This window comes from Salinicoccus sediminis, from assembly GCF_000986795.1.
GTDB classification, from domain to species: domain Bacteria; phylum Bacillota; class Bacilli; order Staphylococcales; family Salinicoccaceae; genus Salinicoccus; species Salinicoccus sediminis.
The window spans coordinates 400,159-413,199 of the sequence record NZ_LAYZ01000024.1 but is presented as its reverse complement, the minus strand read 5'-3'; the positions used below and the strand labels follow the sequence as shown (position 1 = coordinate 413,199).

At 53.0% G+C, this 13,041-nt stretch carries 13 protein-coding genes; 8 read left to right on the top strand and 5 right to left on the bottom strand.

The window, feature by feature from the left end; translation table 11 throughout:
* Nucleotides 1-5 precede the first annotated feature (5 nt).
* On the bottom strand, nucleotides 6-374 hold the full coding sequence (locus tag WN59_RS10540) for a globin domain-containing protein (RefSeq protein WP_046516987.1): 369 nt from the start codon (nucleotides 372-374) through the stop codon (nucleotides 6-8).
* Entirely contained in the window at nucleotides 358-960 is a 603-nt protein-coding gene (locus tag WN59_RS10535; protein ID WP_046516985.1) for a CYTH domain-containing protein, read from the bottom strand. The genes WN59_RS10540 and WN59_RS10535 overlap by 17 nt, the downstream gene beginning before the upstream one ends.
* 121 nt (nucleotides 961-1,081) lie before the next feature.
* Between WN59_RS10535 and WN59_RS10530 the strand changes: the two genes are divergently transcribed.
* From WN59_RS10530 to WN59_RS10500, 7 genes are all read left to right on the top strand, one after another.
* Nucleotides 1,082-1,426: a UPF0738 family protein gene (locus WN59_RS10530; RefSeq protein ID WP_046516983.1), complete on the top strand. Its 345-nt coding sequence runs from the start codon at nucleotides 1,082-1,084 to the stop codon at nucleotides 1,424-1,426.
* A 26-nt stretch (nucleotides 1,427-1,452) separates the two neighbouring features.
* Nucleotides 1,453-2,073 carry a GTP pyrophosphokinase gene (locus tag WN59_RS10525; protein ID WP_046516981.1) on the top strand — a complete coding sequence of 207 codons (621 nt, stop codon included), beginning with the start codon at nucleotides 1,453-1,455 and terminating at the stop codon, nucleotides 2,071-2,073.
* 47 nt (nucleotides 2,074-2,120) lie between these two features.
* Nucleotides 2,121-2,921, top strand: a complete 801-nt coding sequence (locus tag WN59_RS10520) for an NAD kinase (protein WP_046517292.1) — start codon at nucleotides 2,121-2,123, stop codon at nucleotides 2,919-2,921.
* A gap of 86 nt (nucleotides 2,922-3,007) precedes the next feature.
* Nucleotides 3,008-4,390 (top strand): magnesium transporter, encoded by a 1,383-nt coding sequence (gene mgtE / locus WN59_RS10515; protein WP_046516979.1) that lies wholly within the window; start codon nucleotides 3,008-3,010, stop codon nucleotides 4,388-4,390.
* A gap of 9 nt (nucleotides 4,391-4,399) precedes the next feature.
* Nucleotides 4,400-6,259 (top strand): monovalent cation:proton antiporter family protein, encoded by a 1,860-nt coding sequence (locus WN59_RS10510; protein ID WP_046516977.1) that lies wholly within the window; start codon nucleotides 4,400-4,402, stop codon nucleotides 6,257-6,259.
* Between the two features lie 224 nt (nucleotides 6,260-6,483).
* Nucleotides 6,484-7,251 (top strand): enoyl-ACP reductase FabI, encoded by a 768-nt coding sequence (gene fabI, locus WN59_RS10505; protein ID WP_046516976.1) that lies wholly within the window; start codon nucleotides 6,484-6,486, stop codon nucleotides 7,249-7,251.
* 195 nt (nucleotides 7,252-7,446) lie between these two features.
* Nucleotides 7,447-8,421: a nuclease-related domain-containing protein gene (locus tag WN59_RS10500; RefSeq protein WP_046516973.1), complete on the top strand. Its 975-nt coding sequence runs from the start codon at nucleotides 7,447-7,449 to the stop codon at nucleotides 8,419-8,421.
* A 416-nt stretch (nucleotides 8,422-8,837) separates the two neighbouring features.
* Here the strand turns inward: WN59_RS10500 and WN59_RS10495 are convergent, their stop codons facing one another.
* From WN59_RS10495 to WN59_RS10485, 3 genes are all read right to left on the bottom strand, one after another.
* Nucleotides 8,838-9,353, bottom strand: coding sequence for a 2'-5' RNA ligase family protein (locus WN59_RS10495; protein ID WP_046516971.1), 516 nt, complete (start codon nucleotides 9,351-9,353; stop codon nucleotides 8,838-8,840).
* A gap of 62 nt (nucleotides 9,354-9,415) precedes the next feature.
* A complete protein-coding gene (locus WN59_RS10490) occupies nucleotides 9,416-10,141 on the bottom strand; it encodes an alpha/beta hydrolase (protein ID WP_046516969.1) in 726 nt (241 codons plus the stop codon).
* A 56-nt stretch (nucleotides 10,142-10,197) separates the two neighbouring features.
* A complete protein-coding gene (locus tag WN59_RS10485; protein ID WP_046516967.1) occupies nucleotides 10,198-11,757 on the bottom strand; it encodes an alanine/glycine:cation symporter family protein in 1,560 nt (519 codons plus the stop codon).
* Between the two features lie 167 nt (nucleotides 11,758-11,924).
* On the opposite strand from WN59_RS10485, the gene WN59_RS10480 reads away from it, so the two are divergent.
* The gene (locus WN59_RS10480) at nucleotides 11,925-13,022 is read left to right on the top strand and encodes an AI-2E family transporter (RefSeq protein WP_046517290.1); all 1,098 of its coding nucleotides are present in this window, start codon (nucleotides 11,925-11,927) and stop codon (nucleotides 13,020-13,022) included.
* The last annotated feature ends 19 nt before the right edge of the window (nucleotides 13,023-13,041 follow it).

Sequence of the window (13,041 nt, the reverse complement as noted above, 5' to 3'; positions counted from 1 at the left end):
CCTGCTTAATCTGTTGAATTCACCATATGGTTCGCGGTCATGGTGTAGCGGGCCATGAGGTATTCACGCATAGCCTCATCAAGCCCGACGTCATCCATGGCTTTTTCCATATTTTCAAGCCACGCCTCTTTCGCATGCGGTGTAATGCGGAATGGCATGTGCCTCATCTTCATCATCGGATGGCCGTATTCCTGATTGTACAGGTTCGGACCGCCGAGGAACTGTGTCTGGAACAGCTTCTGCTTGTAGGCGGTCTCCGACAGGTCATCCGGGAAAAGGAAGTTCATCCTGTCATCCTCGGCAACGTAGGAGTAGAAGATGTCGATCATCCGGTAGAGCTTCTCCTCGCCGATCTCCTTAAATGGTATAGGCATAATGATCACCCGTCCTGATGCTTGCGAGCTTGTTGTAGAACCGCTCGCTTTTCGTGACTTCGCCGCGGCGTTCTATGCCGGCGTCCTCAAGGAGGTGCAAAAACCGGGTCTCCCCTTTATCATAGTTGTCGACTTCATACTCCAGCTCGAAATCCTCCTCGTCCAAAAACGTATTGCGGTCGAGCACCAGGAGCCCCTCCCTGTAGGGGACCTGACGCCGCTCGGTGGACAGGGCACCGTAGATCTTGAGCTGTGATATATCGATGTCATAGCGTGCGAGCTCTTCCCGGATGATCTCGGGCAGCTCGCCGGGCCGGATATCCCGGTCGAAATTCAGTTCCCCCGAGACTTCGCCGTGGTATTCCATCACGCCTTTTTCAGTCGGTTCCTTCAATGTCATCATCTGGACGCCCTCCGCGTCGCGGATGCGGAGCAGTATCCTGTTCTTCCTCATATCGAGATCCGGTGTATCTATATAGAAATTCGTCTGCACAACCGGCTTCTGGCTGCTGAAATATTTCTCTTCGAGACGTCCGTATTCCTGGCCGCTCAGCATGTTCTTGAATTCTATTTCCAATTCTTTCATTATGGAATCCACTCCTTGACTACATTATCTATAAATTGAAATGGACTGTAAAGCAAACAGGTCTAAGCGTTATCAAAAGTGCTGTACTGTGGTAGAATAAAGTGCGCAAGGAGTGAATAAATTGGATATATATGTAGACGAAATCAAATTTGAAGAAGAAACATTGAAATGCCATGCTGACGCCGACCTTACAGGGATGACGGCCGCCTCACGCATGATCGTGGACTCCGACAACATGAGCTTCATCTATCTGCTCGATGACGGGGATGCATTCCGGAGGGTGCACTTCGTAAAGGAGACATGGTCCATGCTGAACGATTACAGGAATAAGGAGATCAAGCTGAACGGCAGAATCGCACTCGCCGATTTCTGGGAAGAGATGGATTTCCTGCTTGATAACATCGTTGACAACAATAACTACGGCAGGGAATTCGAAAGTGCCGTCAGGGAACAATTCAGATTATAGTACGATAACTGACTGGGGTGTTTTTGATGGAAGAATGGGAGAAGTTTCTGAGGCCGTACAAACAGGCTGTCGAAGAACTCAAAGTTAAGCTGAAAGGGATGCGCAAGGACTATCAGTTGAAGCGCCAGTCCTCTCCGGTCGAATTTGTGACCGCACGCGTCAAGCCGGTGCAGAGCATCATAGAGAAGGCGAGCACCCGCGATATCCCGTACGACCAGCTGCGCGCCGGGATGTACGATATCGCGGGCATCCGCATCATGTGCCAGTTCGTCGACGACATCAAAGTCATCACGGAGCTGATCCGTGAGCGTTCTGACATGTTGGTGGTCGAAGAGCGCGATTACATCGAAAACACGAAGGAGAGCGGATACCGCTCCTACCATCTCATCGTCGAATATCCGGTGGAAACCATCGAAGGGACGGTGGACATCCTGGCCGAGATACAGATCCGCACGCTGGCGATGAACTTCTGGGCGACGATCGAGCACACGCTGAACTACAAGTACAGCGGCGAATACCCGCCCGAAATCAAAAAGCGCCTCCAGAATGCGGCGGAGGCGGCCTACCTCCTCGATCAGGAAATGTCCGAAATCCGTGAGGAGATCCAGGATGCACAGAAATACTACACTAAAAAGCGCAACATATAGACAAGGGCCACACGGTTTTTATTCTCAGGAAGGAAGGGCGGATGCAGATGAAATTCTTCATCGTCTCCAAGGGGGACACGAAATCGAACGCACTGAAAGACAAGATGATGAACTATATGGTCGACATGGGGATGACGCCGGATGAAAAGACGCCGGAGATCGTCATTTCGGTCGGCGGGGACGGAACGCTGCTCCAGGCGTTCCACAGCTACCAGCACCTGATGGACCACACGGCTTTCGTCGGCGTCCATACGGGTCACCTCGGATTCTATGCGGACTGGCTGCCGCACGAGGTGGAGCGGCTCATCATTTCGATCCAGAACGACGAGTTCCAGGTGATCGAATATCCGCTGCTCGAGACGATTGTGCGGTACGGGGCGGCGGGCACCGAGACGCGCTATCTCGCGCTGAACGAAGCGACGCTCCGTACGAACAACGGCACGACGCTCGTGATGGATGTAGATATCCGCAACCAGCATTTCGAGCGGTTCCGCGGAGACGGCCTCTGCATCTCGACTCCGTCGGGTTCGACGGCCTACAACAAGGCCCTGGGCGGCGCGCTGATCCACCCGTCGCTCGAAGCGATACAGATCACAGAGATCGCCTCGATCAACAACCGCGTGTTCCGGACGGTCGGCTCGCCGCTCGTGCTGCCGAAGCACCACACGTGCCACGTCAACCCGGTGAACAGTGAAATATACAATCTGACGATCGATCATATCAACCTCGTACATAAAGGGGTGAAATCCATCCAGTTCCGCGTGGCGGATGAGAAGATCCGTTTTGCGAGATTCAGGCCGTTCCCGTTCTGGAGAAGGGTTCACGACTCATTCATCTCCGCGGAATGAAAAGCACTTGAAAAAGTGCTTTTTGTAGTTGGGTATGCATAAATTCCCGTCCGGGGGGCATGAGTATAAAGAAAGAATGACAGGTGGTGGCAGAGTTGGCAGAATTCAACGAAAACACGGATGAAATGGTGGGGCATGAAGCATTGCGCTCCATGCTCAAAGATGATAATATAGACGACTTCCGGAGGGAGTTCCTCGCGCTCCACAGCTATGAGCAGAGTGAATTCTATCTGGAGATCGGGGATGATGAGCGCACACGCCTCTATCATTTCCTCGCCCCTGAAGAGGTCTCTGATTTCTTCGACAATCTCGAGCTTGAACCTGATGAGTTCGAAGGGATCTTCGATGCGATGGATGCGCGCTACGCGGCGCACATGCTCGGCGCGATGCAGTACGATAACGCCGTGGATATACTGAACGAGGTGTCGAGGGAGAAGCTGACGTCGTTCCTCACGCTGATGGACAGGGAGGATGCGCGTGAAATACGCGCCCTTTTGAACTATGAGGAGGACACTGCCGGCGGTATCATGACGACCGAGTTCGTCAGCGTGACATCGCTCATGACAGTCCGCGAAGCCATGCGTCATCTGAAAGAGAAGGCGCCGGGCTCGGAGACGATCTACTACGTCTTCGTGGTGGACGAGGAGCGGCGCCTCGCCGGCATCATGTCGCTGCGTGAACTCATCATCGCCGATGATGATGAATATATCGGGGACATCATGACGGAGCGCGTCGTATCCGTGCGCGTGTCGGACGACCAGGAGGATGTCGCGCAGATCATGCGGGACTACGACTTCCTGGCCGTGCCGGTCGTCGATTACCAGGATCATCTGGTCGGCATCATCACAGCCGATGACATCATGGATGTCATCCACGAAGAGGCGGGGGAGGACTATTCCAGGCTCGCCGGTATGAGCGAAATCGAACCGACGACGGATTCCTCGCTGTCGACAGCCAAAAAGCGGCTGCCGTGGCTCGTCGGCCTGACATTCATGGGAATGATCACGGCGACGATGCTGACCACATTCGAAGATACACTGGCCCAGGTGGCAATACTTGGCGCCTTCATCCCCATCATCGGCGGGATGGCCGGGAACACCGGCACACAGTCCCTCGCCGTTGCCGTCCGCGGTATCGCGACAGGGGAGATACAGGAAGCAAGCAAGGTGAAGCTCGCCCTGCGCGAGATGGGCTCCGGTGTCATCACCGGCGTCGTCTGCGGGGCGGTGCTGTTCACCATCATCGTGCTGATGTACCAGTCTCCGGTGCTCGGCATGATCGTGAGCACAAGCCTCATGATCGCGATGACGCTCGCGACGCTGCTCGGCACACTGGTGCCGCTTGCGATGGCGCGCGTCGGCATCGACCCTGCAGTGGCAAGCGGCCCGTTCATCACGACGGCGAATGACATCATCAGCCTGCTGATCTACTTCTCGCTTGCCAACGCATTTATGTCTTACCTGATCTAAGGAGAAACTATGGAACATGGACCATCCGTATTATCGCTTGCCATCGTAGTGCTCGCAGCCCTGCTCACACCCATACTGGTCAATCGGCTCAAAGTCAGCTTTCTGCCGGTCGTGGTTGCAGAGATCATCGTCGGTGTCATCATCGGTAATTCGTTTTTAAATATCGTGGATCCGAACGATCCATGGCTCAACATCCTGTCGACGCTCGGGTTCATATTCCTCATGTTCCTGAGCGGTCTGGAGATCGACTTCGACGCATTCATCCAGAAATCCGGGCAGCAAAAAAAATCAAAGATACTGAAGCGTCCGCTGCCGAACATACTGGCGCTTACGCTGTCGATATTCGCAGGCATACTGCTGCTCAGCCTGCTGTTTGCCCTCACGATGAGCTGGGCGGGCATCTTTGATGACGTGCTCCTGCTCGTCATCATCATCTCGACCATCTCGCTCGGCGTCGTCGTGCCGACACTGAAGGAGACGAACCTGATCACAAAACAGATGGGGCAGGTCATCCTGCTGGTCGCGGTCATCGCAGATCTTGTGACGATGATCATGCTCGCGTTCTATTCGCAGCTCTATGCGGATTCCAGCCAGCCGATATGGCTGATGGGCATACTGGTCGTCTTCGCCATACTGTTCTATTTCCTGGGACGCGTCATGCACCATGCGCAGTTCCTCAAGCAGCTGGACAACGGCACGATGCAGATCGGCATACGCGGCGTGTTCGCGCTGATCATCATGCTCGTGGCACTCGCCGAAGGCGTCGGTGCCGAGAACATCCTCGGCGCCTTCATCGCCGGCTGTATCGTCAGCCTGCTGAAACCCGAGAAGGACATGCACACGAAACTGGATTCATTCGGCTACGGTTTCTTCATCCCGATCTTCTTCATCATGGTCGGTGTGGACCTCGACCTGCCGTCGATGTTCCAGGACAGCCGTGTGTTCATCATGATCCCGGTGCTGCTTGCTGCATACTTCCTGAGCAAGGTGATCCCGGTTGCCGTGCTGCTGCGCTATTTCGACGTCAAGCGCGTGTCGGCGGCGAGCTTCCTGCTGACATCCACGCTGTCACTCGTCATCGCCGCCGCGGTCATCGCCGAGCAGATCGGCACAATCTCGGAGGTCGAAAGGGGCATGTTCATCCTCAGTGCGGTCATCGCCTGCATCATCACACCGGTGCTCTTCAAGCAGCTCTATCCGGTGCATGAAGAGGTGGACAAGGTCATCAACGTCACCATCATCGGGAACAACCAGCTGACCGTGCCGGTGGCAAACAGCATCGCCGGCGGCCTCTACAATGTGAAGCTCATCTTCCACAGGAATTACTCCAATTCGCGGGGGTCGAACCGGGAAAGCCTGACGTTCCATGAAATACCGGAATACTCGAAAGAGACGCTCTCGGCGCTCGATGCATTCGATACGGACATCCTGGTCGTCGGCGCCAATGACTCCTCGCTCAACTGGCAGGTCGCGGGCCTCGCCAAGGAGGCGGGCGTCGAAAGGATCATCTACCGCGTGGACGATCCAAGACAGGAGGAGGAGGTCAAAAAGCTCGGCTACGAACTCTTCTCCACGATGCTCAGCTCGAAGACGCTGCTCAAGGGCCTCATCGAATCGCCGAACATGATCGAACTCCTCTCGGACGAGGAGACGTCGATCTACGAAATACACATGAACAACTACAGGTACGACAACATGATCCTGCGCAACTTCCCGTTTGCGGGCGACATCATCTTCCTCCGCATACTCCGCGGCCAGGAATCGATCGTGCCGCACGGGGATACGCCGCTTGAGGTCGACGACAAAATCTTCGTCACCGGCGAAACCGATTATGTCGAGGAGCTGAAAAGAGAGCTGGAACTGTACTGATGACGGAGCTGCCGCACTGCGGCGGCTTTTTCTGACCTGGCGGTTTTTTGGCCGGCGGCGGGGCACACCCGGGCCGGAGTGTTTTATCCCCGAAACTCATTTTTTAGTTGCAATCGGGGATGAAAAACTGTAGATTAGTAGTAGGTACTAATAACAAACTATAAACTGTTTTGGGCGGGGGCTTGGGCTCCGTGCGCCAAATCCGAAAAGGGAGTTAATCATTTATGAATCTCGAAGGTAGAACCTATGTCATCATGGGTGTTGCAAATAAGCGCAGTATTGCGTGGGGCGCTGCGCGTGCGCTCGATAAAATGGGGGCGAAACTTGTCTTCACGATCCTGAACGAGCGTTTCCGCCGTGAGCTTGAGAAGCTTCTGGGCGAACTCGAGGGCAACCATGACATCGTCGTGGAATGTGACGTGCAGGACGATGCGCAGATCGAATCCGCGTTCAGGGAAATCGGCGAGAAGACGGGCGGCATCGACGGCCTGCTTCACGCGATCGCTTTCGCCGGCAAGGATGAGCTTCAGGGCGGCTACAGCGAAACGTCCCGCGAAGGCTTCAAAAATGCGCTCGATATCAGCACCTACTCGCTGACGGTCGTTGCCAAGCACGCGAAGAAGATCATGAACGAAGGCGGCAGCATCGTGACGATGACATACCTCGGCGGCGAGCGCGCAATGCCGAACTACAACGTGATGGGCGTTGCCAAGGCGGCACTCGACGCAAGCGTGCGCTACCTCGCATACGACCTCGGTGAAGACGGATTCCGCGTCAACGCAGTGTCCGCCGGCCCGATCCGCACACTCAGCTCTTCGGCGGTGGGCGAGTTCAAGTCCATCCTGAAAGAGATCGAAGAACGCGCGCCACTCCGCAGAAACGTCGACCAGCTCGAAGTCGGAAACACCGTCGCATTCCTCCTGAGCGATCTCGCAAGCGGCATCACAGGCGAAGTCGTCCACGTCGACTCCGGCTACCACATCATGGCGTAGATACAGATTATTACTTTCCCGGCCCGGTCCCTCCTTATGGAGGCGGCCGGGTTTTTGCGTGATATCTGTTATTTAAAACGGTACTTTTACACAAAAGTAACATATTGCCATTATTATTTGCTTAATAAAAAATCAAATCAGCAGTTTTTATACATATATATAGTAAGAGGATTTTTATTTAAGGAGGTATAATGCATGTTTTTAAATGACAGGATGAAACCGAAGGAACTGATATTTTTAGAGACTCTTTCCCGCAGATGTGAATTGACGAGTTTGGAAGCGAGGAAGCTGTCGATTTTGAAAAGGGGGTATGAGGGGGAGCGGGAGTATGACCGCATATTTGAAGAAGCAGGGCATGACAACCTCCTGATTTACAGAGATCTGTGGCTGAAGATAGAAGGGAGTACACTGCAGATCGATTCGTTGATCATTGCCGGAAATAAGCTGATAGTAAACGAAATAAAGAATTACAGCGGCCTTTATTCCTACAAAGATAGTGGATGGTTCATAAACGGTACACAGATATCCGAGGAACCCCTGGCGCAGGCTGCCCGGACCGGCAATAAGCTATTGAAGCTGCGGGCTCTGCTCCAACTTAATTTTGAGCGTGAATACAAAGTGGTATTTGTAAATCCGAATTTCAACCTGAATATCGTACCGGAGGATGAGAAGAATATTGTCCAGCGGTCGATGCTTCGCCACTACATGAAAGAGTTGAATAAAATGCACATCGACGCACGTGCCCATAATATTTCATTGAAATTGAAGGATTACTTTATAGACGATCCGATGCCCTTACCGGAAGTGGATGCCGCTAGAGTCAAGGGCGGCAGTTACTGCAGCAGGTGCGGATCTTTTGAGATGAATGTGAGGAATTATATTGCTGTATGCAGGGAGTGTGGTTATAAGGAATCTCTGGAGAAAATTTTCGTAAGGGGAATCATTGATTACTCAGTATTGTTTTTCAGTGAGAGGATGACGACCCAAAGGATAAAACTTTTCCTTGGAGATATTCTCCATATAAGAAGCGTAAGGAGACTCTTAAACAAGTATTGTGTCAAAGTTGAGCAGGGGAAATCCACATACTACATTATTAAAAATCAGGAAATAGATACATTGCTTCTGAATAATAATTATATTTCCCGTTACGGTTCAAACATCCCCAGATGAGTGCGTGTGTTGCGGACACGGCGGAATCAACGGTGTCCGCCAAAGCGGAATGCCGGACACGGCGGAATCAGCGGCGTCCGCCAAAACGGAATACCGGACACGGCGAAATCAGCGGCGTCCGCCAAAACGGAATGCCGGACACGGCGGAATCAACGGTGTCCGCCAAAGCGATATACCGGACACGGCGGAATCAGCGGTGTCCGCCAAAACGGAATACCGGACACGGCGGAATCAACGGTGTCCGCCAAAACGGAATACCGGACACGGCGGAATCAACGGTGTCCGCCAAAACGGAATGCCGGACATGGCGAAATCAGCGGCGTCCGCCAACCAGCCAACCCCGCAATCACCAACACCCCCACACAAAAACCCCTCCACACCGTGGAGGGGCTTTCAAACACAAATAAGAAGCAGAGTCATTCACCTGTGCCGAGGCGGAATGTCTCGGATACCTGCCACATGCCGTTCTCGAGCTGGTAGCAGAGGCTGATCTTGTTCAGTGTTTCCGAGTGGTCGATGCCAATCATGCTCAGATGGCCGAACATGTCTTCATACTCCTGGGACGTCTGTCCCTGGGCGATGGTGAAGTGCGGCACGAATGGATGATGGTTTTCGCCGTAGAAATCCCCTTTGTTGAGATCGTCATGGATGGCTTTCAGCGATTCGTTCTTCTCCACTTTGAAGTAGATAACCTGTGAGTTCGGCATGAAGCTGGAGACTTTCTTGATTTCAATATCTACAGGATTATGATTTTTGGCAACATCTTTAAGATATTCGATGATTTTCTCTTTATCGGACTCATCCGCTTCGAAGCTTTCTTTCAACGTGATATGAGGCGGGATGAGTGCATAATGCGCATCATATCTTTTTCTGTACTGGTTTACTTTGTCCTGAAGTTGTTTGGATGGAAACATTACTACCCCAAAATTCATCTTGATTCCTCCCGTTTATTTTAATTCAATTATATCAGACTTTTTGCAAAAATCCATAATATCTAATTCAGATAGTGTTTCAGTATGCTGCCAAGTTCCGGCTTCCACGTTTTCCAGATGTGGCCGCCATCCAGTTCCCGGTACTCATATTCGAGCGGTTCCCCCTCGAGATATTCGTTCAGTCTGCGGTTTGGTGTCAGGAAATCGGCCTGCTCGCCGGAAATTGTCATGAAGTCGTCCTCCCCGAGCCCGATCGTATGATACAAATCAAGGTGCATGAGCATCGGCTGTGATTCAAACCTGCCGATAAAATCCTCGTCGACAAACGGGCTGAAGGCGGCCGCCTGCGAGAATGTCGCCGGATAGGCCGCGGCGACCGAGAAAGCAAAGCTCCCAGCCAGTGACTCGCCCATCAATACGCGTGACGTACCGACCTTCAACGTCGGGAAGGTATTGTCAATCCAGTGGATCAGCTCGCGGGAGACGAACGACACGAATAGGTCGTGGTGCTCGCCGTTCGGACTGAAATAATCGTTCCGCCATCCGACCGACGGGTACGGCACGCCGACGATGATGGCGCGTTCGGCTTCGCCCGCTTCCCACAGCTTCTCATACTGCCTTTCGATCTGGCCGTATTTGAAGAAATCCTGCGAATCGAAAGTCAGCACGACATGATGCTTGTAGAGATCAGAAAAATTTTTAGGAAGATAGTATTGAATTTCATATGTGTCACTCAGTGTCTCAGACTGGAAATCGATTGTGTGCACCTTTCCTGGTGTCATATCCATAAGTAAAACCCCCTCATGATGATTCTACCAATAAGGGGGCAATCGTTAAACAATTATTATTTCTTAGGGATGTCCTCCCCGGGATACTGATAGTCTTCCTGTCTGAGCCGTTCCGGATAGTCGTGATGCCAGAACCCGGCATTTTTGACTTCGCCTTCATCCGGCCGGTAGATTGCGAATTTTCCGGAGCCCTTCTGTTTCTTCTGCTGCTCGAAATCCTTCAGCGCCCGGAGTGCAGGCTTCTGAAGGATCAGTATGGCGATCACGTTGAGCCATGCCATCAGGCCGACACCGAGGTCGCCCATATCCCATGCGAGCCCGGCGGTGCTCACGGTACCGTAGAAGGCTGACAGGACCAGCATCAGTCCGAGCAGTGTCTTCATGATGGGCCAGCGTCCGCGGGTGATGTATACAAGATTGGTCTCTGCAATGTAGTAGTAGGCAAGTATCGTGGTGTAGCAGAAGAACAACAGTGCAAACGTGATGAAGTAGGAGCCGAATCCGACAAAGTCGGGATTGAATGTCTCCTGGCCATGGAATGCATTATCCAGTCCGGCCTGCGTATAGGCGACGGTTCCCGAGTAGTTCCGCTCACCGCCCGGGGATTCCTGGTAGACACCTGAATCCACGATGAAACCGTCTCCGCCGTCAGACACATTGTACATGCCCGTCATGAGGATCATCAGTGCTGTCGCCGTACACACGAAAAGCGTATCCACATAGACCGAGAACGACTGGACAAGCCCCTGCTTGGCAGGGTGGGAGACTTCAGCGGCACCCGCTGCATGCGGTCCGGTCCCCTGTCCGGCTTCGTTGGAATAGATGCCGCGCTGGACACCGATGGCAATCATGCCGCCGACGATGCCGCCGAACTGCTGCTCCATACCGAATGCGCTCCTGAAGATGAGGCCGAACATCGCCGGTACATCCTGAATATTGATGATCACGACGATGATTGCAACGATGACGTATACGACCGCCATGAAAGGCACCACAGCCGTAGCGACGTTGGCGATCGACTTGATGCCGCCGAAGATGACGATGCCAACAAGCAGGACAAGCCCGGCACCGACGACCCAGTGCGGCATAGGGAATGAATTGGTCATGGATCCCGCGATGGAGTTGGACTGGATGCCCGGCAGCAGGAAGCCTGTGGCAAGTATGGTAACAAGAGCGAATATGACAGCATATATCTTGCCGATTTTACCGCCGATCCCCTTTTCGATGTAGTATGCTGGACCTCCGCGGTACTGGTTGTCTTCATTCTGCTTGTAGATCTGTGCAAGTGTGGATTCCACGAACGCGCTCCCGGCGCCGAGGAAGGCAATCAGCCACATCCAGAAAATGGCGCCCGGGCCGCCTATGAAAATCGCGGTTGCCACGCCGACGATGTTGCCGGTACCGACGCGTCCCGACAGGGAGACGGCGATAGCCTGGAAACTGGATATTCCGACAGGTGACTTCTCACCCTGGAACATCAGGCGGATCATTTCCTTGAAATGCCTTATCTGGAAGAACCGCATCCTCAGGCTGAAGTACAGTCCGACGGCAAGCAGTCCGTAGACAAGCGGCGGACTCCAGACGAGTCCATTGAAAAAATCAACGATATTCTGCATATTAAGTTTTCCCCTTTCCCCTTTGTCTGGTTATTCAGACATTATCATTCTACTGTTAGCGCTTTCGTTTGTCCACTGGTTTTTTATTCAACGTATGCTTTAAGGAAAAATTAAATTTATGGTACACTGTAATCATCTTTAAATCGAACGAGAAGGGAAATATGCGCATGACAAGAAAAGTTTGGTTCCAGACCGGTGTCGCAATCATCATCACGCTGCTGATCATCATGCTTGTAATCAGGGTGCAGGTGGTTTTCCAGCCTTTCTTTACAATCATAGCAACAGTATTCATCCCGCTTCTGATCGGCGGGCTGCTGTACTACATTACAGAACCCATACAGCGTTTCCTTGAGAAACGCAAAGCCGGACGGCTCGTAAGCATCCTTGCGATTTTCATCATCATACTGCTCGTCATCACGCTGCTGTCGATGATCATCGTGCCGATGGTGACGACGCAGGTGCAGAACCTCGTATCGAGGGCGCCGATGATCCAGAGGGAAGTGGAGGAACTGTTCAACTACCTGCTGTCCCAGCGCGACAGGCTGCCGTTCGATCCGCAGTCCTATGTGCAGGATGCGCTTGACCAAGGATCCCAGATGATTTCGAACCTCCTGGGAAATGCGGTCACAATCGTGTCGGGCACGGTGAGCGTACTGGTGACGCTGATCCTCATACCGTTCTTCTACTTCTTCCTGCTGAAGGACCATGAGAAGTTCATCCCGTCCGTCACTGCACCGTTCAGGGGAACGTTCAAACAATTCCTGTCGGAGCTTTTGAGTGACATCGACAACACGCTCCGGGCGTTCATCCAGGGGCAGATGCTTGTGAGCTTCATCCTGTGCATCATCCTCTACATCGGGTATGCAATCATCGGGCTCGATTATGCGCTGCTGCTTGCGATCTTCGCGCTGTTCATGAACCTGATCCCGTTCATCGGACCGTGGGTCGCATTCATACCGGCCGCGCTCCTTGCACTCATCCAGGACCCGATCATGTTCGTATGGGTATCGCTCATTACGCTCATCGCACAGCAGATCGAAAGCAATCTCATCACGCCGAACGTCATGGGGCAGACGCTGAAGCTGCACCCGCTTACGGTCATCACGGTCGTGCTGGCGGCAGGGAACATCGCAGGCTTCATCGGCATGCTGATCGCCATTCCGACATATGCCGTCATCAAGACGGTCATCCAGAATATCTGGAGATACAGGGGCAACATCGGCAAATCGATGTTCGCAGAAGCCGGGAGCCCCCCTTCCGAATAGCACAAAAATTCCGCAGCCT

Bases quoted from the DNA above. Each gene is read 5' to 3' on its own strand.
- WN59_RS10540 (WP_046516987.1), bottom strand. From the start codon at position 374: ATGCCTATACCATTTAAGGAGATCGGCGAGGAGAAGCTCTACCGGATG.
- WN59_RS10535 (WP_046516985.1), bottom strand. From the start codon at position 960: ATGAAAGAATTGGAAATAGAATTCAAGAACATGCTGAGCGGCCAGGAA.
- WN59_RS10525 (WP_046516981.1), top strand. From the start codon at position 1,453: ATGGAAGAATGGGAGAAGTTTCTGAGGCCGTACAAACAGGCTGTCGAA.
- WN59_RS10520 (WP_046517292.1), top strand. From the start codon at position 2,121: ATGAAATTCTTCATCGTCTCCAAGGGGGACACGAAATCGAACGCACTG.
- WN59_RS10510 (WP_046516977.1), top strand. From the start codon at position 4,400: ATGGAACATGGACCATCCGTATTATCGCTTGCCATCGTAGTGCTCGCA.
- fabI (WP_046516976.1), top strand. From the start codon at position 6,484: ATGAATCTCGAAGGTAGAACCTATGTCATCATGGGTGTTGCAAATAAG.
- WN59_RS10500 (WP_046516973.1), top strand. From the start codon at position 7,447: ATGTTTTTAAATGACAGGATGAAACCGAAGGAACTGATATTTTTAGAG.
- WN59_RS10495 (WP_046516971.1), bottom strand. From the start codon at position 9,353: ATGAATTTTGGGGTAGTAATGTTTCCATCCAAACAACTTCAGGACAAA.
- WN59_RS10490 (WP_046516969.1), bottom strand. From the start codon at position 10,141: ATGGATATGACACCAGGAAAGGTGCACACAATCGATTTCCAGTCTGAG.
- WN59_RS10485 (WP_046516967.1), bottom strand. From the start codon at position 11,757: ATGCAGAATATCGTTGATTTTTTCAATGGACTCGTCTGGAGTCCGCCG.
- WN59_RS10480 (WP_046517290.1), top strand. From the start codon at position 11,925: ATGACAAGAAAAGTTTGGTTCCAGACCGGTGTCGCAATCATCATCACG.